This is a genomic window from Acinetobacter sp. SFA (assembly GCF_001647535.1).
In the GTDB taxonomy this organism is placed as follows: Bacteria; Pseudomonadota; Gammaproteobacteria; order Pseudomonadales; family Moraxellaceae; genus Acinetobacter; species Acinetobacter pecorum.
Genome location: NZ_LSZI01000009.1, coordinates 1 through 26,768, shown reverse-complemented (window position 1 = coordinate 26,768; position 26,768 = coordinate 1). Strand labels below are relative to the sequence as shown.

The window sequence follows — 26,768 nt, the reverse complement described above, 5'->3', positions numbered from 1 at the left end:
TTCCTGAAAGAGACTTCGGTTGAGCTGACTAGTCGTGGCGAGATTGTGATTAACGATCGCAACGAAACCAATGTGAAAGGTGTATTTGCTGCAGGTGACTGTACCACCGTGCCATACAAGCAGATCATCATTGCGACTGGTGAAGGTGCGAAAGCCTCGCTGTCTGCATTTGATTACATCATCCGTTCAGGACAGTAATCTTAACGATAGAAAAGCCAGTCATCCTGACTGGCTTTTTTGTTTTAAGTACAATTTTTATTTTTGGAGCTCGGCTGCTAAGTGCTCAATATTGCCCATTTCTACATGGATGGCAGATACATTATTTAAGATGTTCACTGCTTTTTTATTAGTCAAGTCTAAAATTCAAAAAGCATTGAAACAACGTTTCATATGCAGCTGCGTTAAAATCTTGCTGAAACTACGTGACAGCTTGTTTTTCCACCTCAGTTTGTGCGAGACACTGCCTATCCCACTTAAACTTACAAGTAGCACTGCTATTTTTTTCATGCTTTGGCTCTTTATTGGAGTATTTCTGGTTACAGAACATAAATTATCAAAATTATTTAAATATTTACCTAATTTTTATACATAAATTTCCCCCTAACTCCTTGGTTAATAATTATAATTAATGCATTAAATCAAATACTTAAATATTTTTAGAATATCTTGGTTCGCTAAGATAATCTTTCTTGCATGCGTTGCCGCAATCCTGATATTGATTGTTTTAAATGAAATGGTTTTTATGCAAAAAATGCTTTAGTAACCTTTTTGTTAAACCCCATAGGCATGGTTCATGCATTGATTTAGAATCTGATGTGTAAAAAACATGCTGATGTACATTAAAAAAAATAAATTATTCACTCGAATGCTGTGAATTCAAGGAGATCATCATGCTACGTTACCAGTATCATTGTGCATGCTGTGACAAAGTGGTTGAATCCACTCAAAAGGTTTGTAACGATTGTGGTTCACACCATATTCGCAGCCCTTTTGGTTTCTGGATTTTATGTCTAATCGCCTGTCTCGTTACAGCTATCGTATTTAAAGTGGTGCATTTGTATGTGCAGTCACAACAAGAAGTACCGGCACAACACTCGCTATTGGATGTTTTAAAAGAAGAAGATAAAAGGCTTCGTTAATTTTATACACCCCGCAGCAAGACCTGTTCATCCCAAACAGGTCTTTTATGATACTTGAGGCATCCGAATCGTGCTGCAAAAAACCACCTCACAAGACCTCGATTTGATTTACAATAACCATAGATTCAAATGAGAGACAGGTCATGGTTCAGCTAATTAAAAAAGGTGGATTGCGTGAGCGCGCCAACCGTAGCCGCAGCTATCAAGGTTCTGAAAATACTGAAACCACTTTAAAGCCTAATCGTTATCAAACGGTGGTTAAAAGCCAGGATAATGCAGCATCTCCTATAGCTGTCTCATCTATGACTACAGCCTTGAATGAAAATGCACAAATTAATTCATCAGAATAAGTGCGTCATACCACAACCACAATGCAAACAGCAGAAAGAGTCCGCCTGAAATCACATCAATATAACTCCCCGAACGTTGGTACAACGCTTTAATTTTTGGTTGGGAAATCAGTGTCATCAATAAAGCGAACGTAATAAAGGTCTGCAAGGGAATAATTAAAGCCAACTGTGTTTTCAAATAATCTGAAGCAGATGAACTCAAGGCGAGTGAAAATACGCTACTAAAATAGATCAGTGTTTTAGGATTAGAAAGATTGGTCCATAAGCCCAGCATAAAATAGTTTTTAACTTGCATTTGCTCATTTACATTATCATCGGGTTGATATCTATTTTTAAAGCTGTGCAAGCCTCCCTTTAGCATGGCCCAGCCCATTTTCGCCAGGAACACACCACCGAGCACCATCAATACCTGTTGAATCCATGGAAACTGATCAATCAATACAGTGAATCCAGCCAATGTCAGGATGACCCACACCACAATTCCGGCAGAGATTCCTGCGATAACTTTCAGGGCATTCTTGCGTGTGGTAGATGCCGCGCTTTTGGCAATCAAAAGAATATCGGGGCCGGGACTTAACTGTGCCACAAAATGTAAGGCACAAATGGTTAGAAGCAGTGACATGGGTTCCATAAAAGAATGCTGAAAACAATGCATTATAACTTTTGCGTGAATATTCGCATTATTTATTCTGGTAATAAAAACCGAATCAAATGATTCGGTTCAAGCTTCAAATAGAATACTTATTTAGGATTCACATCTTTCATTTCAATTTTTTTGGCATCAGGTTTCACTTCACGTGCTTCACCATCAATGATCGTTGAATCACCGTGGCCTGACTGCTGCTTTTGCATATCCTGCATTTGACGCATCATCTCGGCAAATGGATTTTGGCCTTGTGTACCACCCATATCACCCATCATGCCCCCCATCATTTTTTCCATCATGAGTTGCTGACGCTTCATCATCGCTTTCATTATTGCGGCTTTAAAGACCTGCTGAACTGCCGGAATAAGCATCAAGACTGCCAGTACGTCAGTAATCAATCCAGGAATAAGCAAAAAGAAACCTGCCAGAATTTTAGGTAAATTTCCTGTTAGTGCAGGATCTGCATTCATCTGTCCCATCTGCATTTGCTGCATCTGTGGCATGACACCGGCCGAATATTTACGGATCAGATTCATACCAATAAAGAATGCGGCTACAAACCAGAAAAATACGTACCACATGCTCCCGACGAGGTCACCCACGCCAATCCAGACCAGTACTTCTAGGATTACACCTGCAAGGATAATAAGAAATAATTTCATGAAAATTAATCTAATCTCAGTAAAATAAATAATAGGATGGGGAAATCAACAGCTTCATCAGGATCAAGCTTTTTTGATACGCTTATGTAACAATATGGGCATTATTCTATTTTTAAAGTGCAGGCATGTCATTAATTATTGGGATTGACCCCGGTTCTCGTTTAACTGGTTACGGGATTATCGAAAAAGACGGCTCCAAACTGACTTTTGTCGATGCCGGTACCATTAGAACAGAAACGGCGGAAATGCCTGAACGTTTAAAACGGATCTTTGCCGGCGTGGAGCGCATTGTAAAATTTTATGGTCCGACCGAAGCTGCAGTCGAACAGGTTTTTATGGCACAAAATCCGGATTCTGCCCTAAAACTTGGGCAGGCGCGTGGCGCTGCAGTTGCTGCACTGGTCAATCTGGATTTGAAAGTCGCTGAATATACCGCGCGCCAGATCAAACAGTCGGTGGTAGGTTATGGTGCTGCTGACAAAGAACAGGTACAGATGATGGTGATGAATATTCTAAAACTCAGCATCAAGCCCCAACAGGATGCTGCCGATGCCTTAGCTGCTGCCATTTGTCATGCTCATGCTTCAGGTAGTATGAGTAAAATGGCGGTATTGAATGCTCTAGGCGGTATGGCACGCGGCCGGAGTCGCGTCAGTAGCCGTCGTCGATAAGGTTTAACGCAATATTCTAAAGTCTTGAGCATCCAGGTCAGATTGCAGAAACTCTTGTATAACAGACTTTACGATTGCACGAGCAGGCCCTTGCCAACTTCGTGTAATCATTTCCTGAAGCTGGGAGTCTGTTCCAGCAATAACAGCCTCCACCTCACCTGTGCTCAAGTTCTTCACATATCCTTTCAGGCCAAGTGCCTGAGCCTGCTCGGCAAACCAGTAACGATACCCAACTCCTTGTACCTGGCCTGAAATATTTAATTTGATGACTGGCACGCTATTCTCCTTAGCGATTCACTACCTGATAAATCGCGTGTTTCATATCCTGAGCCTGCAAACCACGTTGGCCATTTTTGGCCAGTTCATCACCGGCAAGTGCATGCAGCGTTACAATTTCATGCAAATGAATTTTTTGTTTAAATTGTGCCTTTAGACTGGCAATCATTCCGGCCAGCACATCTCCCATTCCACCCGTCCCCATACCGGCATTTCCAGCTGTGCATATATAAAGTTTTTCTTCCAGAATCAGACTGCCTGAACCTTTTAGCAGCCACTGTCCCTGATATTTTTGTTGCAGGGCATGAATAGCTGCAACCCGGTCTGATTCTATTTCTTGAATATCTTTCTGCAATAGCGTAGCGGCTTCCCCGGAATGCGGTGTAGCATAGGTTTTGGAGTTCAATATTTGGGGGTGTCTGGCTAAAAACCACAGTGCATCTGCATCCAGGACAATTTCCAGGTCTGAATTTTGAATTAAATCAAACCATGCTTGATATTGCTCTTTTGCCCATTCATCACGCCCCAAGCCCATCCCGAAACAGACTGCATCAACCTGCTGAATCAACGCTATACGCTGCTCCACAGTGAGAGCATTAATATCACGTAGCATGATATTCGGTGCACGCGACAAAATCGCTGTATGGTGTTTCGCATCACAAGCAATGGTGACTTTTCCCGCTCCTGTAGCAAATGCTGCTTCGGCAGCCATAATCACAGCCCCTCCCATATTGGCATGTCCACCAATCACCAACACATGACCATAACTGCCTTTATGACCAAAAGCTTGGCGTTTGGGTAATTGGATCTGATGTGATGCAAGCTGGGCAATCGGTTGAAGCTCAGTATCTGCGGGAATTGCAGAAATCAGTTCAATCTTGCCCGCATATTCCTTACCCTGACCGGTGAATAGTCCGGCCTTGAGCCCTAAACCCGTAAAAGTGTAGTCAGCTTTAATCGCAACAGGCAAAGGCTGGCCGGTATTGGCACCCAATCCACTCGGAATATCGATCGAGATTTTTAATCCATTTTGCCGGTTAATACCATGAATAATGTCTTGCCAATTTGAATCCAGCTGACGGTTCAGACCAATGCCGAATAAAGCATCGACATAGGCTTCATATTCGGTTTGAAAGTCAAACTGCGAATAAGGCTGCAAACCGGCTTGTTTGGCTTCCTGCACAGCTGTTGCCAGATCTTTGGAACTGCCCGGTTCAGCCGCATAAATTTCAACTTGAAAACCAGCCTGTTTTAAATATTTAGCCACCAGATAACCATCGCCGGCATTATTGCCTTGACCGCAGCAGACAGCGATTTTTTTAATTTTTTCCCTGAAAAATAAAGTGCCCAGTTGCTGGCTGATTGCCCAGGCCATTTGTTGCATTAAACCATAGGAGCTATTTTGCTGCTGAAACCAGCGCTGTTCCCAGGCTTGAATACTTTGGCTATGATAAACGAGGCTATGGTAAACTTGTTGCTGCATTTCTAATTTCCTGTCTTTGGTTTATGACAACTCCCGATTCTCACGCGCAAATTCAGTTCTATCAACAAGATCCAGCTGAGTTAAAGGCCTGGATTAAAGCACAGGCTTTAGAATTGGGTTTTACTGATTGTGTCATTGCCAAACCGGATGCTCAAGCAGAATTAGCCCGCTTACAGGAATATCTGGATCGCGGATATCATGGTGACATGAAATTTCTGGAAGACAATCTGGAAAAACGCGCCAATCCCGCTTTACTGGTTCCCGGCACACGCAGCATTATCTGTGTGCGCATGGATTATCTGGTTGATAAACCGGAATCCAGGTATATCCCTTATGCTCCGAACTCCGCTATTATTGCCCGTTATGCCCGTGGCAGGGATTATCATAAGACCATGCGTGGACGCCTAAAGACCTTGGCTTCAAAAATCCGGGAAAAAGTAGGAGATTTTGAATCACGTCCTTTTGCGGACTCAGCCCCTATCTTTGAAAAATCTCTGGCTGAAAGTGCCGGTATGGGCTGGACAGGTAAACACACCCTTCTGATTCATAAAACATCCGGCTCATTCTTTGTGCTGGGCGAACTGTTTACTTCACTCGAACTCCCTTTTGATGCGCCTGCCAGTAAACATTGTGGTTCCTGTACTGCATGTATCGACATCTGTCCGACTCAGGCAATTGTCGAGCCTTATATGCTGGATGCTCGCCGCTGTATTGCCTATCTGACTATCGAATATAAAGGCGTTATTCCAGAAGATTTGCGACGCGGGATTGGTAACCGTGTTTTTGGCTGTGACGATTGCCAGCTGATTTGCCCTTGGAACAGTTTTGCCCAAGTCACCTCGGTAGAGGATTTTCATCCGCGGCACGGACTGGATCAGGTCAGTTTACTGGACTTATGGCAATGGGATGAAGCGACCTTTTTAAGTTCGACTGAAGGTAGCCCGATGCGCCGTACCGGTTATCAAAGCTTTATGCGTAATATCGCGATCGGTCTGGGAAATGCACCTTTTGATGAACAAATTGTTCAAGTACTCCATCAGCAGCGTGCCCATCATGATGAGATTGTACAAGTGCATATTGATTGGGCTGTTCAAGAACAACTGGCAAAATCCAGTTAATTTTCCATTTTTACCTAGCGTCACAGTTTCACTTAAAAGCCTTACACACCCTTATTTCAGACTATGGCATAAATACAAATAGTCAAAATGAAATGGAGGAAAGATGATGTCATCAAAAAATCCAAATCAAGAGCTACTTGAACAGCTTCAGGAAGAACAGCAGAAGCACCAACAGCAGCAACCCCAGCATGGGCCAATTAATTCTCCGAAAAACAACCAGCATGAACAGGACCAGCGCGTATTTAACAAGCAGCATCGTAGTGATCTGCATGGTCAGGATATTCATGGAAATCACAGCAACAAATAAGCTGTCCATTAAAATGCAAAGCCCACCTTGTGTGGGTTTTGTTTTTTCTATAAGGTCATATTTTGCTAATGAAGATAGCCGTGCTTTTACTTAAGATGAAGCATGCAAAATAAGTATGAACAAGGACAGAAAGATGAACAGTAGTGATGTCGTACGTAATGATTGGTCACGTGAAGAAATACAAGCACTTTATCAGCAACCTTTAATGGATTTAGTGTTTCAGGCACAACAGGTTCATCGTGAAAATTTCACTGCAAATACCGTTCAGGTCAGTACCCTGCTCTCGATTAAAACCGGTAAATGCCCTGAAGACTGCAAATACTGTTCTCAATCAGCTCACTATGATTCCAAACTGGAAGCTGAAAAACGTATTGCAGTCGAGAAAGTCATCCAGGAAGCTAAACAGGCTCTGGCTTCTGGCAGTTCACGTTTTTGTATGGGTGCTGCGTGGCGTAACCCGCATGAACGCGATATGCCTTATGTACTGGAAATGGTACGTGAAGTCAAAGCATTAGGTCTGGAAACCTGCATGACACTGGGTATGCTAAATGAGTCACAGGCAGAACGTCTGAAAGATGCAGGCCTGGATTATTATAACCACAACCTGGATACTTCTCGTGAATACTACTCACACGTTATCAGCACACGTAGCTTTGATGATCGTCTAGATACGTTGGATCATGTGCGTCAAGCTGGCCTGAAAGTCTGTAGTGGCGGTATCGTTGGTCTGGGCGAAAGCCGTAATGACCGGATTGGCTTATTGTATGAACTTGCGACTTTGGCGGTGCATCCGGAATCTGTGCCAATCAATATGCTGGTTCCGATTGAAGGCACACCAATGGCAGATGTAGAAAAACTGGATGTCATCGAGTGGATTCGTACGATTGCCGTAGCGCGTTTACTGATGCCAAAAAGTTATATTCGCCTTTCTGCAGGCCGCGAATCCTTAACCGATTCCGATCAGGCTCTGGCATTTATGGCCGGTGCAAATTCTATTTTCTCGGGTGAAAAACTGCTGACGACCCCTAATACTGCTCAAGGCAGAGATCAGCAACTTTTTGCTAAATTAGGTCTGGTTGCAGAACAGCCAAAACCAAGTGTTCGCAGTCTGGCCACAGATGCCATGGCAAGCTAATAATTGTCTAACTTGATGAACTCGTAGAAAAGTTATGTGCAGTAATTAAAATGCCATAACGGGCATTCAGATAATCTCCCACTCGGATTTGATCTGTTCCATTGGCATGATGCACCACGAGCTCTTGAGTGACTGCATCATAGCTAAATGCGTCATAACTGTCTTGATGCAGGCTGAGCCAGTGCAGCGTATCCGCCAGGTTATCATCTACGATATAAGTATCTGCATAGAAATCCTTGCTCATCTTCCGCTGTTCACCCAGTTAAAATTCCCTTTAATTTTAACGTAAATTAGCGAATTACAGACATAAAAAAGTGAGCCTATGCTCACTTTTCTTGCAAGAACGTTAGTCCTTATTTGTCCCGCATTTACGACACTCCCTATGTTCGCCGATTTCTTGCATTTGCTCATATTCATAAATATGCAGACAGAACAGTTTTCTTAAAAGCTGAAGCATCTTTGAAACTCCTGTTTAATCATTTTTTTAATACGCTTCTTAAGATATTCCTTCCTGAAACATCATGATTTTTGACTAAAAAATCACCTCCCATTAATTAACATAATTTTTTCACTTGTAAAATGCATTTCATCTACTTTTCACTTTTTTTGTTAATTTTTTTGAAACGCAACATAGTCCTTTCACGAATATTATTTTTTTGGATTAAAGGGAATGATTTAAATATACCAAACAAAAATGGCACCTTGATACAAGACTAAGCTATTTCGCTGAAAAGAAGCTCTTCGATGAAAAGATAGAAATGGAAAGATTATTATGCAGCGTTCATCCGGACAGGGAGATCTGTTTTAAATAGCAAACCTGGATAAAACTGCGTAAATAAAAAATGTATTAACATTTGCTGTTCAAAAAATAGCGAGAAGTAAATTTAATTGAATAACTAGATTTACTTCTCGCTGGCTCGTACGAAGCAGACGAGCTCACCTTGGTTAACGTTTAACTTCAATCTGATTCAGATAAAAAAAGCATGTGCAATCAACATGATCCCACATGCCAAGGAGGATTTTAAGACTTAAAATAATTCAATGGCAATTTCAAATAAGACACACCATTGGCTTCAGGCTCAGGGAACTGCCCTGCTTTCATATTGATCTGAATTGCCGGCAGAATCAGTTTCGGCATATTTAAAGTAGCATCACGCTGATGACGCATTTCGACAAACTCTGCTTTACTGGTGCCTTCGTGGATATGAATATTCTGGGTTTTCTGGGTTTGTACATCTGTTTCACAGACATAATCATGACGTGTTGAAGGCAGGTAGTCATGACACAAGAACATCCGAGTTTCAGGCGGAAGCTGATACAGTGACTGTACCGAATCGAATAAGGTCGATGCACTCCCACGCGGGAAATCGCAACGTGCTGTACCATAATCCGGCATAAACAGGGTATCACCGACAAATACCGCATCCCCGATTACATAGCTGAGACAGGCCGGTGTATGCCCTGGCGTAGGAATATTATAGGCATCCAGTTCACCAATCTTGAAATACTCATGATCCTCAAACAGGTAGTCAAATGGTTGCAGGGCATTAAATTGTTTCATGTCCAGATGATAAATCGCACCAAAGGTTTCCTGTACCACAGAAATCTTCTGGCTCATGGCAATTTTACCGCCCAGTTCTGCCTTGAGATATTGCGCTGCGGTCAGATGATCGGCATGAACATGGGTTTCCAGAATCCACTCAACAGTTAAATTTTGTGCCTTAACATAGGCAATAATACGATCTGCATGTGTAGTCGATGTACTGGCCGAGGCCACATCATAATCCAGGACACTGTCAATAATGGCACAATGTCCGGTTGCAGGATCACTCACCACATAACTAAAGGTATTGGTGTTTTCTTCAAAGAAATCTTGCACAACCGGTTGTTGTAACTGTTTTTCCATTGAGATGTCTTGCATAGTTAAGCTCCTGACCATTTACGGTGAATCCATACACCTACCAGCATTGCTACAACAAAATAGAGCACTTGATAGTGGCCCAAACCGATCAAGGTGAAACTTGGTGCCGGACAGATACCCGCGATCCCCCAACCCACACCAAATAAAACCGCACCGGTAATCAGCTTCTTATCTATCTGATTATTTTTAGGCAAATCAATAGGCTCATTAAATACTGTTTTCGGTTGAGCCGCACGTACCGCTTTCTGGAAAGGAATAAAGGCCACCGCAATCGCGCCCATCATCACAAAGGCCAGACTGGCATCCCAATCACCAAACAGATCCAGAAAGTCGAGTACTTTTTCAGGATTGGACATGCCCGACACCATCAGACCCACAGAGAACAGGGCACCAAATAAAAAGGCAAACACATTTTTCATTTTAGAATGCTCCTGTGATATGACGGATAATATAAACGGTAACAAAACCTGCAAACATGAAAGTCATGGTCGCGACAATAGAACGCTTAGACAGGCGACTGATACCACAAATTCCGTGACCACTGGTACAGCCCGAACCCAGACGCGTCCCAAAGCCTACCAGCAGACCTGCCACAATCATCATCAATGGGCTGGCATTCAATTCAATTTCAGGTTGTACAAACAGACCATAAATAAATGGTGTGATGATCAAGCCTGATAAAAACCAGATCGCAGGCGTTTTAAATACGGTTTTTGGGTTTAATACCTGCCCAACCAGACCACTGATTCCTGCAATACGGCCATTGACGTACAGATAGCCGACCACTGAAAGTCCGAGCATTAAACCGCCAATAAATGCGATGAGGAAGTCATGCATGGTGAATCAATCTCTATACAATATACTTTTTTATATTATATAATAAAAAATAATAATCAAGCAGTTTTATGGTAAATTGTGTAAACTGCACGGGCTACATCAAAGGTTTCGAGGACATTTATGGATATGATTGCTGCAAATGCCAAAATTGATTTTTCACAGGTCGATTTCGTCAGCCAATGCCTAAAAGTTTTAGCCAATCCTGATCGTCTGAAAATCTTATGTGTCCTGGTCGACGGGGAAATGAATGTTCAGGAAATTGAAGAATCTACCGATATTCATCAACCTACACTTTCACAACAGCTGACTGTACTGCGTAAGGCCGACATGGTTGGCACCCGACGTGAGGGTAAACAGATTTTCTATCGTCTGAGTGACCCCAAGGTCTTGAGCCTGATGCAAAAGCTGTACGAGCTGTATTGCGCCCAACCCTCTTCCTAGTGCAGCCAAAAAGAAATGATCAGAAGCAGTCCGCTAAAAGCAGTAAACAGGTTTAGCCATACGGGATACTGGGTGTAATAACCTTCAATAAATTCCGGCGGTCGCAGTGATGCCAACCCCCGTCGATATTGCAGGATTGAGGCGAAATTTACCAACATACCAAATACAATCACCGCAATTCCCAACCATTGTGAATAAGCTATTTTCTGTGCATAAGTGTCTGGGTCCACCAGTTGCACTAGCAGGTTGGATTTTTCAATCACAAAACCAAAAGCAATTAATGCCAAACCACTCCGGTTCCACGCCAGAGCGGTTCGTTCCAAAGCAAGCAGTACCCGTGGATCATCCAAATTTGACATGTCTTATCTGCTCTTCATGCTTAGCCTATCCACCAATGTAAATCTGCTCCCCTATCATGTATAGAGGTTTTAAGTAAAAATTACTTTTTCTATCATGTAGTTAAAATCTTATTGTTCAAAAATTTCCTTGACGTCCATCGCCAGGCCTTGAGTAGATTTAAATTCACCCTGACTGTTTTTCCAGGCCATCGACGGTGTGGAGAAAAAGCCGTATTTCCCCATCAAGGCCTGATTGGCATCAATTCTGGCAGCAATTTCGGCAGGAATCTTTTCCATTTTCTTGAGCTGCTTTTTACCTTTATTCTTGTTCATATCGTTAAAAACTGCCGCTGGATCTTTCGACATTAACAATGTTGCCACCTGACCACGGCTTTCTTCACGGATCACACCGACCTGAATATGACGCAGCTGTACCTTGCCTGATTCGACCCAAGGTCGGGCCGCCTGCCAGAATTTATAGCAATATGGACAATTGGGATCGGAAAAGACATAAACCACCCGTAGTGCATCCGGCTTACCATCCTGAATCCAGGTCGATTTTTCCAGGGTTTTCCAGACGTCGTCCAATACCGCTTTTTTCATATGCTTTTCAATCTGTTCATTGGATAGGCTTTTCCCTTGCGCATCAAACAGTTCGCCCTTGATATAATATTTGTCATCATTGGAGATAAAGAGCGTATTGGAGTATTGGTCTTCATGCCCCACCCAGCCGGTCATTCCTTGCGGTGCCGGAATCTGTTTTACAAACACAAAACCCTGTTTTTCAATGTTCTGTTTAATATTTGCCTGTGTGTGCATGCTCATGATCAGGAACATACCTGCACCAAGCACCTGGTGAATTTTATTCATACTAAGTCCTTCCGTTTTTTTAAGGTTGATCTGAAATTCTGTTTAAATATTGCTGCAACATGGCCGGACTGAGTTCCCCCATATGCCGCTCGACCAGCTGGCCTTGAGCATTAAAAAACAGCGTCGTTGGCAGGCCAAAACTATTCAGCTGCTGGGGTAGTTCACCATATGGGTCCAGCAGGACATGTTTAAATTGAAACTGATGTTTTCTTAAATAGGCATTTACGGTGGCTACCTCCTCACCCTGATTGAGCATGATAAAATTCACTTGAGGATGCTGCTGGACTGCTCTGGCCAACACCGGCATTTCGCGGTGACAGGGCGGACACCAGCTCGCCCACAAATTAATTATCGTGGGCTGGCCAATGAATTGGCTGAGTGAAATCTTGTCTGTACCCAAACGCTCCTGTTCTAGTCCAGCAAAGGCTAGATCAGGAAACGCTGCTTCAGTTTTTAGGCTGGATTTGAACGCGAGTCCAAGCCCGACCCAGAGTACCAATATGATCAACAAAATGGCTTTGAATCGGGTCTGCAGCTGTCTATTTCGAATGACATACCACAAAGCACCAAGCAGCACCCCTCCCCATAAATGGAAACCTTTGTCCTGGATTTTCAGTATGTCGATGGGTGCTGCAAAATACAGCTCGGCATTAAGCAGGACGAAAACAAGACGCGCACCCAGCATTCCAACCAAAAAACTGCTCCAGAGCAAATCCTGACTTTGTCCAAGCTGCTGTTTAGACCATGAATACTTTCTGGCTAATCCAAACAGGATGGCAGATAACAGCATCAAGCCAGTGGCAACAATAATAAGTGTCCAGGGCAACATCAAAGGTCCCAGATGCAGTGCATCACTGGAAATCATCATGGTTGCTCCCCTTGCAGTTGCTGCAATGTGCCTAGTAAATGTGCCGCACTAAAGCTTCCGGTCAAACGCAAGTCCCGCTGTTCCTGATGCGCTGCATTTAAAAATATAAAAGTAGGTGGACCCAGGATTTGCCGTTCTTTTAGAAGCTCATCCTGACTTGGATGATAGTGAGTCAGGTCTAATTTGATACGAACCACATTTTGTAAAGCCGCCTGGACATCACTACGTGAAATCACTTCCTTTTCAATCGGTTGACAGGCCACACACCAGTCTGCATAAACATCAATCACTACCGGCTGTTCGCGATGTTTGGCTAATAGCTGTTGCAATTGTGCGGCTGTGCTGACCTTCTGCCATTCAAGCCGTGATTCTACATGGGCGACCTGTACCTGGCTCCAGACATGATAGAGCTGCATGCCTCCTGCATAGACCAGTAAACCACTGAGCAGCATCAGGACTATTTTCGATACAGACCGATGCACATGAGGCAGCATCTTGAACAAGAAGTAGCCTGAACAGGTGATCAGTACCACGCCCAAAAGGCTCAGATATAAAATACCGGACAATAGTGGACGGGCGAAATACAAGGCCAGCGCCAGCATGACAAAACCAAAACTAAACTTCAGGCGATCCATCCAGATGCCAGGTTTGGGTAAAAGATGGGACCCAAATACGGCAGCAATAAATAGTGGTAAGCCCAGCCCAAGGCCTAAGACGAACAGATAACTGGCTCCCAGCATCGGTTGATTGAGCTGAGACACATAGATTAAGGCACCGGCCAACGGTGCACTCATACATGGCCCTACAATCAGTGCGGCGATCATGCCCATAAGACCAGCACCAATCAGCGTGCCACCCTTCTGCTTTTGCTGCCATTGATCCAGACGCTGCAACATTCCTTGGGGTAAGGACAGCTGAAATGCTCCGAACAGATTAAGTGCGAACAAAACAAACAGAATGCTGAAAATACTGATGAATACCGGACTTTGAAACCAGCGCTGAAAACTATAACCGAGCTGTGCCACAGCAAGTCCCATGACCGCATAGACCAGTGCCATACCCAAAACGAAAACCAGCGCAATTAGTGCCGCACGGTAGCCCCGGTGCTGCTGAACCAGAATTCCCGTTAAAATTGGAATTAAAGGTAAAGAACATGGTAAAAATGCCAGCAGAATGCCAAGCCCGAGAAAAATCAGGGCATTAATTAACAGACCTTGTTCTGACAGCAGACTTAAAAAATACTGGTCATTGTTCCACTGGCTATTCATGCCTGCTGACGAAGTTTGATTTTTAGGGTCTGCAATGAGCTGGTCATTTTTCTCTGTTAATTCCACCTCAGGCTGCACCACAGGTTCAGAAACTGCAGCGACTTGTATTTCCTCTATCTTTTCTTCGGTCAGTGCTTTATCTGTAATTGGAGTTTGCTCTATAGCTTGGAGCTCATCTTTCTGAGCAGTCAGAATTTTTTCGTTTACTTGTGGCTGTGTAGTGCTGGCCAGCAGCTTTTGAGGCTTGCTCAAGTTTTGCGCTGGAAATAAACCATCTGCATCAGTTGTTACTGTGGTGCGTTGTACCGGATAACATAAACCACTTTCTGCACAGCCCTGCCATTGCACTACAAACTGCTGGTTGGGCTGCACATTCATATTGGTTTTGACTTGCCCATAATGCACTTGGGTCAAACCGAAATTGGGATCGTCTTTGTCTTCGGGTTTGGGCAACGCCAACTTGACTGGGGTCTGCTGATGAGACACTTTAAGCTGGTCATGATACAGGTAATAACCCTCTGCGATTTTCCAGCTAAGCTCTGCCTGATCCTGGCTTGTAGAAACCACCTGAAACTGAAATGCCTGATCCGGTGGTAAAAAGTCTGCATGTACAGTTCCCGTCATGATTCCAACGCCGATCACGGCACCCAATATCCACTTCAACATCCAGCTGCTCTCCTCCTGTTAGGACTGCATTATTGAAAAACTAAAATTAAGGCAACATTAACAGCCCAAATCATTTATAAAATAATGGCAGTTTGATCAGGATGTTCTATGTTTATTGTATTGGTTGAGGATGACCCCTATATCGCACAGAGCATTTGTGCTGCTCTGAACTATCTGAATATTTCAGTGGAGCATGTTAGTCACGCACGTGCTGCGGATTATTTTATCCGGCATAGTGCAGTCGATTTGTGTTTGCTGGATTTAGGTCTGCCGGATCAGGATGGCCTGGAGTTGCTGCACAGCTGGCGACGCGACCAGATTGATCTCCCGGTACTGGTATTGACGGCGCGGCTGCGGACCGATCAGTGTGTTCAGGCCCTGAATGCCGGTGCCGATGACTATCTGACCAAACCCTTTGAACTGGAGGAGCTGATTGCCCGGATTCATGCCCTCACCCGGCGCCACCGTGGCTTTGCCTCGAATACACTGCAATTTGATGAACTGGTTCTGAACCGGGATACCCAGACTGTGACCTATCAAGACCAGGCCGTGAATTTATCTCGCCGTGAATTCAGCCTGCTGGAAACCCTGATGAGTCACCCCAACCAGATCCTGAAAAATGAACAGCTTATTGACAAGCTCTATGGCTTTCAGGACGCTATAGAGAGCAATGCCCTGAATGTACACATTTATCACCTGAGACAAAAACTGCATCCAGACTTGATTCAGACCGTTCGCGGTGTGGGCTATATTTTCAAACCGTTTGAGCAACGTCATGTTTAGTCACAGCTTGAAATGGCGTTTGGTCATGAGTCTTTTGGCCGTGTTTATTGTGTTGTGGAGTGCGGTATTTTCATGGCTGTATATTGACCTGAAACAGCGTTTACAAGACACACTGGATCAACGCTTATCGGCATCTGCACAAATGGTTGCCCGGCTGATTCAGCAGTTACCGCTGGATAGTCTGGGGGATGCAACCCTATCAAAATTAGCCAAGAATGATGATGCAAACCAGTTAATTGCCTGTGAAGTCTCTCTTTTTAGCTCTGACATCTCGTTAGGTAATCAGGTGATTGCCAAAACACGCGGTGCCCCCCAAAATTTAAGCCAGCGACCAGAAGGATTCAGCACCTGGCAGCAGGGTGATACGGAATGGCGCAGTTATGTTCTGCGTCGTGGCGATATTCAGGTGGTGGCGGCAGAACGCATGTTCTTGAGGGATATGCTACTACAGCAGATTCTGCAGTCCGTACTGGTTCCCTTGGTCTTCTCACTGCTGATCTGTATTGCCTTGATCATCTTTATTATCCGCAGACAGTTCCGGCCTTTGGATCAGCTCAGTCAATACCTGAACCAGAAAAACCTCAACTATTCACAGGCGGCAGATTTTTTAATGCAGCTCAAGCCTGCAAGCATCCCTCAGGAAGTACAGCCTTTTGTCAACAATTCCACGCAGTTGATTCAGAAACTCAATGACAGTCTGCAACAGGAGAAAGCCTTTAGTGCCTATGCTGCACATGAATTACGCAGTCCCCTGACCGCAATTAAAACCCATGTACAACTGGCCCAGCTGATCGGTCAGCAGCAGAACCTGCCTGAATCCATTCAGCACAATTTGCAGCAGGCCAATGAGAGCATCCGGCGTTATACGCTGTTACTCGAGCAGCTTTTATTGCTGACCCAATCAGAAAACAGTATCCAAGCAATGTCTGAAGCCATCTGGCTTCGCCCCACGCTTGAGAAGGTGCTTGCAGACTTAAGTACACGCTATCCTGAAATTAATGAAAAAATACAGGTGGACTGGGAAAGTCTAGGCGAAATTCAGCTACCTGAATTTGTGCTGTATACGGTACTGAAAAATCTGCTTGAAAATGCACTGCTGCATGCACAGGCTACCCATATCTGGATTTCCATGCAGTCTCATGGCCTGGTGATTGAAGATGATGGACAACAACTTACAGCCAAGGATATCCAACATTTAGGACAACGCTTCTGGCGAAAATCTGCTCAGCAGCATGGCCATGGTTTAGGACTGGCATTGACCGTTAACCTGTTAAAACAGTATGGCTATCTGCTCTCTTTTAATGCCCGACGGCCCTATGGGCTTCGCATTGAAATCAAGTACGGCGTGTCTAAGCGTGACCTGCAAGCTTAGGAATATCTAGCCATACGGCTGTTGGAAAATACCGGGTCAGATACTCCTTTAAATATTGAATGGTATCCATCGCAATCGTTTGGTCCTGGTGGTCATCAGCATGGTTAAATGCCACAGCATGAAGTGCGACTTTACGCTTTTTGAGTAGCTCCAGACTCAGTAAAGTATGATTAATACTGCCCAGACGGCCTGAAGTCACCAGAATGACAGGATAATCGTGCGCTGCAATATAATCGATCGTCAGCATGTCCCGGGTTAGCGGCACCATTAATCCGCCCGCCCCTTCAAGCAAAACCCGGTCATAACGCTCGGCCAGTATAGTGGCTGCCTGCTGAATTTTTCCGAAATCGATCGAACGCCGATCCAGTTCAGATGCCAGATGCGGTGAGGCCGGATAGCTAAAAATTTCTGGCATGGTCAGCTTGTCATGGTCTTCAGGCAGCAGCCCACACCCCATGATCATCCTGTGCTGCTCGATATCTTCTGAAACATCCACATTGCCAGTTTGAATCAGCTTTTGGGTAATGGTTCGAATTCCCTGTTCATTCCAGCTTCTGGCCAAAAAACCGGTGGCATAGGTCTTACCAATAGCGGTATCAATGCCGCTGACAAAATAGATTCTCGAACTCATAGAGCTTTCCGTGCAATCAGGTAAATGGGATGGTAGGTCAAAGGATAACTCCCTGTTTCCGGGATCTGGAATTGAGCATAATGGTGCTCGAACTGCGCAAGTAAGCTTTTGCTCCAGCGAAAACCCTGAGCCGTTGCCTGCACACCGGTAGATTTCATGTGTTTTAGCACATCTCTAGGCTGGGCAAAGTTGAGCTGGATCCGTTCTTCATTTGCCATCAGCAGTTCAAAGCCCTGTGCCTGCAAGATATTTGCTACAGTTTCCAGTGGAAAATAATCCAGACCTTGTCCTGTTAATACTTTAATTTCTTTTAAATTGTCTTCTGCATAACTGGCAAAACAGAAATATCCTGATGGATTCAAGGCAGTGGCCACTTTTCGGATTAAGGCCGGTAGCTCCTGAATCCACTGCAAGGCTGAACAGGACACCACCAAGTCTAAAGACTGCGGTAATGGCAACTGTTCGATATCGCCTATGCCCCAGATGAATTGCTCAGTTTCAGGAAAATGCTGTTTCACTTCAGGATAAAGATCATTTAAAAACAACTGATCAACTCCATAATGCTGTAAAAAAGCATGGCTAAACAGACCTGAACCACAACCAATTTCCAGCGCACGTTGCATATGCGGTTGGTGAATATGCTGTTGCATTAAATGAAGTAAATATTGAGCGACATGGCGCTGTGCTACTGCATGCTGATCATAACTGTGCTGAGCCTGAGCAAATCGTTGAGCAATCAGTGTGTTGTTCATGGCTGATACTGCTCCAGTACACTAAAACAGTGCTGAATTTCCTGATTCTTTATTCCGTGATGCAAACATATCCGCAATCGTGACGAGTTTTTGGGAACAGTGGGTGGACGTACAGGCAATACATAAAAACCATGATCTTGCAAATAGGCTGCTGAAGCTACGGTCTGATGCGCATCTCCAATAATGACCGGAATAATCTGGGAACTTGACGGACAGTCATAACCCAGATTTTTTACTGCCTGCTGACTGTATTGTGATAATGCAGTTAATGCTTGGCGTTCTGCCTGTAAGCCCTGTTGATGCTGAAAGATAAAATTTGTCCAGGCTATACAGATGGGAGGTTGGGCCGTACTGAAAATGAGCGGGCGCATTGAATTAATCAAATATTCCCGGATTATCGGTTCGCAGACCAAATAGCCGCCAACCGAAGCAAGCGCTTTACCAAAGGTACCTACCAGGAAATCGATATCCCCTACCACATTATATTGCTCGGCACAGCCCAGTCCACGTAAACCGCGTACGCCTACCGCATGTGCTTCATCAACATACAGCATGACTTTAGGATACTGTTTTTTTAGAGCCACCAAAGCAGTTAAATCGGTTTCATCCCCATCCATACTAAAAATGGATTCTGTGACGACAATGATACGTTCAATTGACTCATCTGAATGATATTTCAATAAAAGTTGTGCCAAGTGATCTAAATCATTATGCCGATATCGCACATAATTCGCTTTAGATAAACGGATACCATCAATCATACTGGCATGAACCAGTTTATCAGCAATGATTTGGGTCTTACTGTCTGCAAGCGCAGGTAAAATCCCGATATTCATATGATAGCCGCTATTAAACAGCAGTACCGCACGGCCAAAGGCTTGCGACATGTTATGTTCAAGCTGTTCATAAGCGGGAAAATTTCCTGTCAGCAACCGGGAGGAACTGGCACTCATCTGCCGCTCAGAAACAGGAGTCATATCAAAAAATGCTTCCCGTAAATCCACTTGGCTGGCAAGACCCAGATAATCATTCGATGCCAGATTCAACATGGTTTTGCCGTTGAGTTCAAAATGGGCAGCACTGGTAATTTTGGATTTAAACTCGCGGTACTGCCCTTGATGCTTTAATACATCAAGTTGCTGTGCAAAATATTCGAGGTGATTCATGCTGCAAGCTCCAGATGCTGAATCATATCGATCATATGTTCCAGCAATATCTGCAATTCGGCTGTAGAAATAATAAAAGGCGGCATGACATACACCAGTCTGCCAAATGGACGAATCCATACACCACGACGAACACATTCTGCCTGGAATTCAGCCAGATTCACTGCCTGATGCAGCTCAACCACTCCAATTGCACCAAGCACCCGCACATCTTTGACTACAGGATGCCCCTCTAAAACATACAAAGTACTTAATTGCTGTTCAATACGCTGGATATTGGCTTGCCAGTCATGTGCCAGTAAAAGCTGGATACTTTTTACTGCAACTGCACACGCCAACGGATTGGCCATAAAGGTCGGGCCGTGCATAAAAACGCCCGCTTCCCCCCGAGAAATGATCTCTGCAACCTGCCTGGTGGTGAGCGTAGCAGACAAAGTCATATAGCCACCGGTCAGGGCTTTACCTAAACAAAGTATGTCAGGGATGATATCGGCATGCTCATAGGCAAATAACTTACCAGTGCGTCCAAAACCTGTCGCAATCTCATCCAGAATCAGGAGTACATCGTATTGCCTACACAAAGCTTTGGCTTGACGTAAGTATTCAGGATGATAAAAATGCATACCCCCCGCACCCTGTACAATCGGCTCAATAATCATGGCTGCAATCTGCTCATGCTTTTCTGCCAGTAACTGTTCCAGTGGCTGGATATCCTGCTCCTGCCATTCGCCATTGAAACGACTTTCAGGTGCAGGAACAAAATATCGATTAGGCAGGCTTGAACCGAAGATTTGATGCATACCCGTGACGGGATCGCAAACTGACATCGCGTTCCATGTATCACCATGGTAGCCCGAACGTGTCGTGACAAAATTACTTTTTTCCGGTTGTCCTTGGGCATGCGAATATTGCACCGCCATTTTCAAGGCAACTTCTACAGCAACCGAACCGGAATCAGCAAAAAAGACTTTATCAAGCTCAGATGCCGTAATCTCCAGCAGGATTTTCGCAAGTTCAATGGCAGGCTGATGGGTCAACCCACCAAACATCACATGTGACATCTTATTAAGCTGCTCAATGGCGGCCTGATTCAGCTCAGGATGACTGTAGCCATGAATCGTACACCACCAGGAGGACATGCCATCAATCAGCGCCCTGCCATCTTCCAGATAAATCTGGGCACCGCTGGCGCTAGCGACCGGATAACATGGCAAGGGTGCAGTCATTGAGGTATAGGGATGCCAAATATGCTCTTGATCAAAAGCGTCAAACACAAAATTCATCCTGAAAAATTGTGGAAATATCGATCTTAGCCTGCCCAGTTAAAAATGCAAATGACTGAATTCTTTATCTTGCTGAAGTAACTGGTAAATCATCCAGAAAATCCAGAATAGGTATTAGCACCAATTCTGTATCGAACAGGATTGCATCATGCGCAGCCTCAATTTCTTTGACTTTGATTAAACTTTGTTGATAAAAGACAGATTCTAGGGAAACTTGGCAAGGAACTAGTGAATCTTGGTTTGAAAATATAAACAGTATCTTCGTTGAACAGGTTTTTAAGATCTCTACCAAATCTAATTGTTTCAAAAGATAAAGATGCTTTTCTTGATGATTTAAATCAATTAAGGACAGTTGGGATTGTAAATATTTCACCCGTTGCCGTGCATCCTTCGCCCCCATACAGACGAGATGACTAAAACGTTTCAATGTCGTTAACATGTCCAGTCGGGCAGCCTGAGAAAATTTTTCAAAATCAGCTTCAGGCATTGCATGTTGCCAATGTGTATTAACCACAAAACAGGGATTGGACATGCAGGCAATCACAGGCTTTGCTACCCCTGTCTGCTGATAGATTTCATTGGCCAAATAAATAGCCAGTTGTCCCCCTAAAGACCAGCCTATGAGTACATCATAATCTTGTGCGAGCTTTATCTTTTCCTGCAGGGTCACCGCATCAAAGGGGTCAAAAATATCAGAGAGTGCGACTGTATGATCTGGCCTGAGTTTTTCAGAAAATTCTTCCAGGACGATTGTCCCCAGTCCCCAGCCTGCAATCAATAATATATTCATCTGCTATTCCCTGTGAAAATACATTAGGCCTTCAAGCCGTAAAATTTCTCGGCTAAAAATTATTGCTTCTCAAAAAAGCATGAAAATACTTTTAGCCTGAAAACTTTCTTTTTCAGAATTAAAATATTATTTATTACTGCAAAATACCCTGTGCCATCGCTGCCGCAGGTTTCTCTAAAAAGAAAAAAATTTCGTGTTAACAGATACAAAAGCTCCAAAACATATCGGTTACAGCGACATCTGTAAAGAATAAAACAACTGTTTATTGATCTAGTGCTGATCAGTCATTGCATTCATCTTCTACTGTTCAGTGCTGTAAACTGCTGGATCTCGGTTTGCATATCTATAAATAGTATCCAGATCTTTTTCAATTGACCCGGAAACGATATGGGGTAAAACCTGATTTACCTTCACAAAGATTTTTTCAGGATAACCTACCTGATAGGACTGACAGTCTTTCTCTAAAAAACGATAAAACTCTTGTGCGACAAAATCAGGGTCATCCATTTTAGTCCCCAGTGCCTGATTCATTTCTGTGACATTTTCATCATTCATCTCCGTGATCGTTGCCCTTGGTGAAAAATAACGAAATTGAATTGAGGTCTTAGCATATTCACGTGCCAAGGCTTCGGTAGCACCGCGCAAGGCGAATTTGCTGGCACAATAACTGACATAACCCGGATAGCCAATGCTGCCAAAGGTAGAGCCAATATGAATGATCTGGCTTGGCTGATTTTTTGACATCAGTGGAATCATGCCCTGCACCAGTTGCAAGGGATAGACCACATTAATCAGCATCATCTGTTCCATCATTTCCTGTGACTGCTGTGAGAACAGACTGAAATCATTGATACCGGCATTATTGATGTAATAGTGAATGGGGGTATTCAGTTCGGCCAGCGCACCCAGCAAATCGTTACGGCTGTGCTGCTCGGCCAGGTCACAGCAGATCCCTTGCAGTTGTATATCCGGATAACGCTGTGCCAGTTTTTCACCTAATTTTCGCAAAGTCTGTTCATTACGTCCGACCAGAACCAGATTCAGGCCATTTTTCCCGAGAATATCGGCAATGGCCTGACCAATGCCACCGGTCGCACCTAGAAGAACTGCTGTTAAATTGGACATAGATCACTTCTCTTATCGTTGAATTTTTTAGATGTCTTTTTCTGCTTTGCTTAAAAGTCAGGATTCAGGCCCAGTCCCATACAAATGTATAACTTGCGCTGCTCAAGTGGCACCAAGATTTCACGTCGGCCATGCATAAAGCGTTTGTTATCAATGATCACCAGATCACCATCCTGCCAGTCAATTTCTGAGGTCCGGGCTTCACAACGCTCTGCCAGTTCTGCAAGCAAGTCTGGACTGATCTCTGAACCATCAGCAAAATAAAAACGGGGTTTTTCATAATTATAAGAAGGCCCGAGTAAGGTATTGGCAAAGGCTGGAATACCCTTAAGAGTGTCATGGCGGACCATCGGCATATTTAAATGGTAGTGCACCCCTTGATCGTGTGCCGGGCTAATCTGCTGGCCAGGAACCATCTGGATAAAGTGTTCCAGCTCCTGTAGGCCGACCTGCTCTGCATTTTCAATATTCAAGACAGTGGCCACATACTTCTGCCAGATCGGTTTGGGTAAATAACGGCGAATGGTCATCGGTTCGGCAAATTTCTGCTTGAGAGCATCCGACATATTTTTCCAGACTTCATGCCCATCACATAAGGTAGTCTGCGAACCGCGCGAAGCACTTTTTTTACTGAAAAAGGCGATGATATCGGGCGGTAAAGGCGTCGTGCCATTTTCAATATGCAGTCCCATGGCCTGGCTACCTGCATCAACTTTCTGGGACTGGCGAGTGACATTTTTGCGTGCAGGATCATAAGTCAGCCGCTGGCATAGCCTATTCATGAGTTCACTAAACGAGGTCACGTCATAGTGTTCATGTCTTAACAAGACCCAGCCCTGTTCTACCAATTGCGTTTTAATCTGATTAGGCGTGGTGTGCAAAGCTTGCTGTGCAATATTCATGTGTTCTCTCTCATTCAACAGGTCAATGGGTCTGTGAACTAGGCAAAATTAAGTTGGGACTCGTCCGGTATCAGTTCAGCCTGAAACTTTTGCTGAATCTGCTGTCTGCGCAGTTTGCCGTTGTCGGTCAACATCTGGTTGTTCAGGGAAAATGGCTCTGCAGACCTGCACCAGTGTTTGATCTGGGCATAGTCTGGCATCCGGCTGTTGGCCCGCTGAAGCGCTACTGCCAGTTGCTGGTCTGGCGTATCATCCGGGGCATAAATCACGGCCGATAGATGTGGTTGAGCTTCGCCAAAAATGGCAATCTGCTGGATTTCCGGCTCGGTCAGACTGTTGGACTCAACCCATTCCGGGGAAATATTGCGTCCAAAACTGCTGATAATCATCTGCTTGATGCGTCCGGTAATGTACAAATAGCCTTCCTCATCAAAATAGCCGGCATCACCCGTATGAATATATGGTGTTGCAGCCATGTCATTGACATAACCCAGCATGGCATTACCCTTCACTACTACTTCGCTGTTGGCTACAATCTCAACTTCGACATGCGGTAAAATCCGGCCCACACTGCCAATACGGCGTGCACCCGGCAGATTCAGACTGACTACCGAGGCACACTCGGACAGGCCATACCCCTCATAAACCGGAAGGTTAAGTTGCTGGAACTGTTTGAGTAAATCAGCAGAGACTTTCCCTCCACCGACCGCAATAAATTTCAGCATCTTAAACCCTGCAGCACCGTGTGTAGCGCTATATTCCACAATCGCTTTCAGCATCTGCGGTAATAAAATCACACTTTCGATTTGATAGCTCTGCACTGTATTTACAAACCGCTGTGTATCAAAAGTATGGTTAGATACCAGACCGAACTGGCTCACCTCACCGACTACTACAGCGCGCCCCATGCTCAGTGCGACATAAATTCCGGCAATATTTTCCAGCAAGGTGGCGAATGGAATCAGACACAAATGCCGTCCAAGCTGACTGCTGGCCAGTGCCTGACTGAGTGAATGCGTAATTGACTCTATGGTATCTTCTGCCAGACACACGCCTTTCGGTGTTCCGGTACTGCCTGAGGTATAGGTGATTTTTGCCGGATGCTGGGTCTGTAAAGAAGATGAATAGTGTACGGCCAGCTCTAGCTGAAAAAAGCGTGCATGTAGCTGGCCGGCAATAAATATCTCATCTCCACTCATGTCTTGAGCCAGATTTAACATCCATTCTGGTGCAGAGAAAGATTCATCCAGAATACAGAGCAGCTCGGTTTGGCTGTCGGAAAGCAGATGCCGTACTTGGGCTGCAGTAAAAAATAGAGGAACAGGTATTACAGTCATGCCGGCTTTTTGTGCGGCAAGATCGGCTACAATCCAGTCCATACTATTTACGCCCCACAAAGCCAGATGGCGCAGATTAAGCTGTTTGAAACTGGCACTCAATAATTCTACCCGCTGCTGCAGCTCGGCATAGCTGAGGGTTGCCTGTGCGGTGACTACTGCTTCTCGCTGCGGATATTGTTGTGCGTGCAGGCTGATACGTTCAAATAAAGCAGTCATCATTTAAATTCTGTGCCTCGGTAATCAAGCAAAATGCCTTAATGACTAAATTGATAAAATTGACGAGCGACTTGTAGGGCTTCTGCCACATCAATCGCCAGGACATAAGGTTTCTGCTGGTAATAACTACCCCACAGGCGCTGTGCCTCTCCTAGGACTTGCGGGTCAGCTTTTTCAAGCACATGAAAACGTAATCCCATCTGTTGCAACACATAACGCACCGCAGTTGTCCCGGTACATACTGCCCATTCAATGCATTGCTGCGAGAGATGAAAGACCAGAAATGCCACTATCAGTTTGGCCTGATTTATGTCTACTGCAGCCAAGTTGCCAATTTCTACAATCTTGTTCCGACTAATCTCCGTCTGGCTGAGCTTGCCAAGAATATTTTCAATTGGTTCATCGAGATACTGTTCCAGGAAGGCATTGGTTTGGTGTAAATGCTCCATGCCAATCACAACCTGCATTTCTGCTCCGTCATAACCGGCAAACAGGGTCGAAGAGAAGGTGGATATCGTGGCCTGATGGACTTGTTGATATTTTTCCTGAATAAAATTTTCCAGTGCTCGACGTTCACACGTCTCACCACGGTGTACAGTTTGTACGCTTAGCTGTAGAGCATTATCTTGTACCGAGATCACGGGATCAAAGTGATGGGCCTGTACTGAAAATTTATTGTGATAGATTTGTTTTTTGTATTGAGACTGGTTGAAATATCCATCCAAATAATGAATCTGATCAGATGACTGAGGATCAAAACTAAACTTGATCATTCGGCTCATACCACGAAATTAACTTGCTACTCAAGATAGAAGTCCTACCTTAAAAAATTCTTAATTTTGTGCAATCAAATGTAAAAGCTGTTTATATAAATTCTACATATCGTTTTTTAAGGGGATGGTGAATTATATTTAGATGGATCGGCAGGAGCCGTTTAAAAATACCAAGGTAATAATGACAGTGCTGTCCAATTTGTAGCACTCAGTTTATTCAAAACGGCTTTTTTGGGGGCATCTTAGCAAGTCATGTGCTTTCATTTACGCTCCTGCAAATATCTGGAAATTTAAAATAAAATCTTTTTTTTTGATTTCAAACTCATCTCTGTTAGTAGTCCACGTTGTCACCCTTAAGAAGAGTAGCCCTTCTTTATTTCATTTTATAAGTCGTAAAAAAGCAAATAGCCGAGTAAACATAAGAATATAAAAATAAGGCCATCTGACTTGCTCTACAGAAAAAAATCTAAGCAAAGATGGAACCATAGATAACAAGTGTAGCAGTTGAAATAACCTTCCCACTCCAGCCGGAAGGAAAATCAAAATACTCCGATTGTCCGTAAGCGTCCGCTGAATCCCATGCCTATTTTTTAATTTTGGTCGGATTTCCAGCGGTGTGGCAGTAATTCTTCTATTTGG

31 protein-coding genes are annotated in these 26,768 nt (G+C 44.2%); 10 read left to right on the top strand and 21 right to left on the bottom strand.

Going from position 1 to position 26,768, the window contains the following annotated elements; translation table 11 throughout:
- The 3 genes from AY607_RS04990 to AY607_RS04985 form a co-directional block, all read left to right on the top strand.
- The coding region (locus tag AY607_RS04990) for an FAD-dependent oxidoreductase (RefSeq protein WP_171255281.1) at nucleotides 1-198 on the top strand (198 nt) is incomplete at its 5' end.
- A gap of 692 nt (nucleotides 199-890) precedes the next feature.
- Entirely contained in the window at nucleotides 891-1,139 is a 249-nt protein-coding gene (locus AY607_RS14820; protein WP_081406328.1) for a hypothetical protein, read from the top strand.
- Nucleotides 1,140-1,282: 143 nt separating this feature from the next.
- Nucleotides 1,283-1,489, top strand: a complete 207-nt coding sequence (locus AY607_RS04985; protein WP_064101935.1) for a hypothetical protein — start codon at nucleotides 1,283-1,285, stop codon at nucleotides 1,487-1,489.
- On the opposite strand, the gene AY607_RS04980 is transcribed toward AY607_RS04985, so the two are convergent.
- Both AY607_RS04980 and AY607_RS04975 read right to left on the bottom strand, forming a co-directional pair.
- On the bottom strand, nucleotides 1,473-2,111 hold the full coding sequence (locus AY607_RS04980; RefSeq protein WP_064101937.1) for a LysE family transporter: 639 nt from the start codon (nucleotides 2,109-2,111) through the stop codon (nucleotides 1,473-1,475). The two genes, AY607_RS04985 and AY607_RS04980, sit on opposite strands and share 17 nt — an antisense overlap.
- A gap of 119 nt (nucleotides 2,112-2,230) precedes the next feature.
- Nucleotides 2,231-2,797, bottom strand: coding sequence for an FxsA family protein (locus tag AY607_RS04975; protein WP_064101934.1), 567 nt, complete (start codon nucleotides 2,795-2,797; stop codon nucleotides 2,231-2,233).
- Between the two features lie 125 nt (nucleotides 2,798-2,922).
- On the opposite strand from AY607_RS04975, the gene ruvC reads away from it, so the two are divergent.
- On the top strand, nucleotides 2,923-3,468 hold the full coding sequence (gene ruvC / locus AY607_RS04970; protein ID WP_064095372.1) for a crossover junction endodeoxyribonuclease RuvC: 546 nt from the start codon (nucleotides 2,923-2,925) through the stop codon (nucleotides 3,466-3,468).
- A 3-nt stretch (nucleotides 3,469-3,471) separates the two neighbouring features.
- Here ruvC and AY607_RS04965 read toward each other — a convergent pair whose 3' ends face one another.
- Both AY607_RS04965 and AY607_RS04960 read right to left on the bottom strand, forming a co-directional pair.
- On the bottom strand, nucleotides 3,472-3,744 hold the full coding sequence (locus AY607_RS04965) for an acylphosphatase (protein WP_064101933.1): 273 nt from the start codon (nucleotides 3,742-3,744) through the stop codon (nucleotides 3,472-3,474).
- Nucleotides 3,745-3,754: 10 nt separating this feature from the next.
- The gene (locus tag AY607_RS04960) at nucleotides 3,755-5,227 is read right to left on the bottom strand and encodes a bifunctional ADP-dependent NAD(P)H-hydrate dehydratase/NAD(P)H-hydrate epimerase (protein WP_064101932.1); all 1,473 of its coding nucleotides are present in this window, start codon (nucleotides 5,225-5,227) and stop codon (nucleotides 3,755-3,757) included.
- A gap of 23 nt (nucleotides 5,228-5,250) precedes the next feature.
- Between AY607_RS04960 and queG the strand changes: the two genes are divergently transcribed.
- From queG to bioB, 3 genes are all read left to right on the top strand, one after another.
- The gene (gene queG, locus AY607_RS04955) at nucleotides 5,251-6,345 is read left to right on the top strand and encodes a tRNA epoxyqueuosine(34) reductase QueG (RefSeq protein WP_064095375.1); all 1,095 of its coding nucleotides are present in this window, start codon (nucleotides 5,251-5,253) and stop codon (nucleotides 6,343-6,345) included.
- A 103-nt stretch (nucleotides 6,346-6,448) separates the two neighbouring features.
- On the top strand, nucleotides 6,449-6,652 hold the full coding sequence (locus AY607_RS04950; RefSeq protein ID WP_081406329.1) for a hypothetical protein: 204 nt from the start codon (nucleotides 6,449-6,451) through the stop codon (nucleotides 6,650-6,652).
- Between the two features lie 133 nt (nucleotides 6,653-6,785).
- Nucleotides 6,786-7,787: a biotin synthase BioB gene (gene bioB / locus AY607_RS04945; protein WP_064101931.1), complete on the top strand. Its 1,002-nt coding sequence runs from the start codon at nucleotides 6,786-6,788 to the stop codon at nucleotides 7,785-7,787.
- Nucleotides 7,788-7,794: 7 nt separating this feature from the next.
- On the opposite strand, the gene AY607_RS04940 is transcribed toward bioB, so the two are convergent.
- From AY607_RS04940 to AY607_RS04925, 4 genes are all read right to left on the bottom strand, one after another.
- Complete coding sequence (locus tag AY607_RS04940) at nucleotides 7,795-8,031, bottom strand: hypothetical protein (RefSeq protein WP_064101930.1); 237 nt, start codon at nucleotides 8,029-8,031, stop codon at nucleotides 7,795-7,797.
- A 777-nt stretch (nucleotides 8,032-8,808) separates the two neighbouring features.
- On the bottom strand, nucleotides 8,809-9,708 hold the full coding sequence (locus AY607_RS04935) for an MBL fold metallo-hydrolase (RefSeq protein ID WP_064101929.1): 900 nt from the start codon (nucleotides 9,706-9,708) through the stop codon (nucleotides 8,809-8,811).
- 2 nt (nucleotides 9,709-9,710) lie between these two features.
- Nucleotides 9,711-10,127 (bottom strand): DUF6691 family protein, encoded by a 417-nt coding sequence (locus AY607_RS04930; RefSeq protein ID WP_064101928.1) that lies wholly within the window; start codon nucleotides 10,125-10,127, stop codon nucleotides 9,711-9,713.
- 1 nt (nucleotide 10,128) lies between these two features.
- On the bottom strand, nucleotides 10,129-10,545 hold the full coding sequence (locus AY607_RS04925) for a YeeE/YedE family protein (RefSeq protein ID WP_004810628.1): 417 nt from the start codon (nucleotides 10,543-10,545) through the stop codon (nucleotides 10,129-10,131).
- A 120-nt stretch (nucleotides 10,546-10,665) separates the two neighbouring features.
- On the opposite strand from AY607_RS04925, the gene AY607_RS04920 reads away from it, so the two are divergent.
- Nucleotides 10,666-10,986 carry an ArsR/SmtB family transcription factor gene (locus AY607_RS04920; RefSeq protein ID WP_004280150.1) on the top strand — a complete coding sequence of 107 codons (321 nt, stop codon included), beginning with the start codon at nucleotides 10,666-10,668 and terminating at the stop codon, nucleotides 10,984-10,986.
- On the opposite strand, the gene AY607_RS04915 is transcribed toward AY607_RS04920, so the two are convergent.
- The 4 genes from AY607_RS04915 to dsbD all read right to left on the bottom strand — a co-directional run bounded on the left by AY607_RS04915 (nucleotide 10,983) and on the right by dsbD (nucleotide 14,996).
- Nucleotides 10,983-11,345, bottom strand: coding sequence for a YidH family protein (locus tag AY607_RS04915; RefSeq protein WP_064095379.1), 363 nt, complete (start codon nucleotides 11,343-11,345; stop codon nucleotides 10,983-10,985). The genes AY607_RS04920 and AY607_RS04915 overlap by 4 nt on opposite strands.
- A gap of 108 nt (nucleotides 11,346-11,453) precedes the next feature.
- Nucleotides 11,454-12,194 carry a thiol:disulfide interchange protein DsbG gene (gene dsbG, locus AY607_RS04910; protein WP_064101927.1) on the bottom strand — a complete coding sequence of 247 codons (741 nt, stop codon included), beginning with the start codon at nucleotides 12,192-12,194 and terminating at the stop codon, nucleotides 11,454-11,456.
- Between the two features lie 19 nt (nucleotides 12,195-12,213).
- Entirely contained in the window at nucleotides 12,214-13,062 is an 849-nt protein-coding gene (locus tag AY607_RS04905) for a TlpA disulfide reductase family protein (protein WP_064101926.1), read from the bottom strand.
- The gene (gene dsbD / locus AY607_RS04900) at nucleotides 13,059-14,996 is read right to left on the bottom strand and encodes a protein-disulfide reductase DsbD (RefSeq protein ID WP_064101925.1); all 1,938 of its coding nucleotides are present in this window, start codon (nucleotides 14,994-14,996) and stop codon (nucleotides 13,059-13,061) included. The genes AY607_RS04905 and dsbD overlap by 4 nt, the downstream gene beginning before the upstream one ends.
- A gap of 108 nt (nucleotides 14,997-15,104) precedes the next feature.
- Between dsbD and AY607_RS04895 the strand changes: the two genes are divergently transcribed.
- On the top strand, nucleotides 15,105-15,779 hold the full coding sequence (locus AY607_RS04895; protein WP_064095383.1) for a response regulator transcription factor: 675 nt from the start codon (nucleotides 15,105-15,107) through the stop codon (nucleotides 15,777-15,779).
- Nucleotides 15,772-17,151: an ATP-binding protein gene (locus AY607_RS04890; protein WP_064101924.1), complete on the top strand. Its 1,380-nt coding sequence runs from the start codon at nucleotides 15,772-15,774 to the stop codon at nucleotides 17,149-17,151. Before AY607_RS04895 ends, AY607_RS04890 begins: the two co-directional genes overlap by 8 nt.
- On the opposite strand, the gene bioD is transcribed toward AY607_RS04890, so the two are convergent.
- The 9 genes from bioD to AY607_RS04845 all read right to left on the bottom strand — a co-directional run bounded on the left by bioD (nucleotide 17,129) and on the right by AY607_RS04845 (nucleotide 26,129).
- Nucleotides 17,129-17,782, bottom strand: a complete 654-nt coding sequence (bioD, locus tag AY607_RS04885) for a dethiobiotin synthase (protein WP_064101923.1) — start codon at nucleotides 17,780-17,782, stop codon at nucleotides 17,129-17,131. The genes AY607_RS04890 and bioD overlap by 23 nt on opposite strands.
- Nucleotides 17,779-18,534 (bottom strand): malonyl-ACP O-methyltransferase BioC, encoded by a 756-nt coding sequence (gene bioC, locus AY607_RS04880; RefSeq protein WP_064101922.1) that lies wholly within the window; start codon nucleotides 18,532-18,534, stop codon nucleotides 17,779-17,781. The genes bioD and bioC overlap by 4 nt, the downstream gene beginning before the upstream one ends.
- The gene (locus AY607_RS04875; protein ID WP_064101921.1) at nucleotides 18,531-19,700 is read right to left on the bottom strand and encodes an 8-amino-7-oxononanoate synthase; all 1,170 of its coding nucleotides are present in this window, start codon (nucleotides 19,698-19,700) and stop codon (nucleotides 18,531-18,533) included. The genes bioC and AY607_RS04875 overlap by 4 nt, the downstream gene beginning before the upstream one ends.
- On the bottom strand, nucleotides 19,697-20,974 hold the full coding sequence (gene bioA / locus AY607_RS04870; RefSeq protein WP_064101936.1) for an adenosylmethionine--8-amino-7-oxononanoate transaminase: 1,278 nt from the start codon (nucleotides 20,972-20,974) through the stop codon (nucleotides 19,697-19,699). The genes AY607_RS04875 and bioA overlap by 4 nt, the downstream gene beginning before the upstream one ends.
- Nucleotides 20,975-21,047: 73 nt before the next feature.
- Nucleotides 21,048-21,773 carry a hypothetical protein gene (locus tag AY607_RS04865; RefSeq protein ID WP_064101920.1) on the bottom strand — a complete coding sequence of 242 codons (726 nt, stop codon included), beginning with the start codon at nucleotides 21,771-21,773 and terminating at the stop codon, nucleotides 21,048-21,050.
- Between the two features lie 300 nt (nucleotides 21,774-22,073).
- Nucleotides 22,074-22,898 (bottom strand): SDR family oxidoreductase, encoded by an 825-nt coding sequence (locus tag AY607_RS04860; RefSeq protein ID WP_064095389.1) that lies wholly within the window; start codon nucleotides 22,896-22,898, stop codon nucleotides 22,074-22,076.
- 50 nt (nucleotides 22,899-22,948) lie between these two features.
- A complete protein-coding gene (locus AY607_RS04855; RefSeq protein WP_064101919.1) occupies nucleotides 22,949-23,800 on the bottom strand; it encodes a TauD/TfdA family dioxygenase in 852 nt (283 codons plus the stop codon).
- A gap of 38 nt (nucleotides 23,801-23,838) precedes the next feature.
- A complete protein-coding gene (locus AY607_RS04850; RefSeq protein ID WP_227509955.1) occupies nucleotides 23,839-25,356 on the bottom strand; it encodes an AMP-binding protein in 1,518 nt (505 codons plus the stop codon).
- Nucleotides 25,357-25,394: 38 nt separating this feature from the next.
- Entirely contained in the window at nucleotides 25,395-26,129 is a 735-nt protein-coding gene (locus AY607_RS04845; RefSeq protein WP_064101917.1) for a thermostable hemolysin, read from the bottom strand.
- Nucleotides 26,130-26,768: the final 639 nt, after the last annotated feature.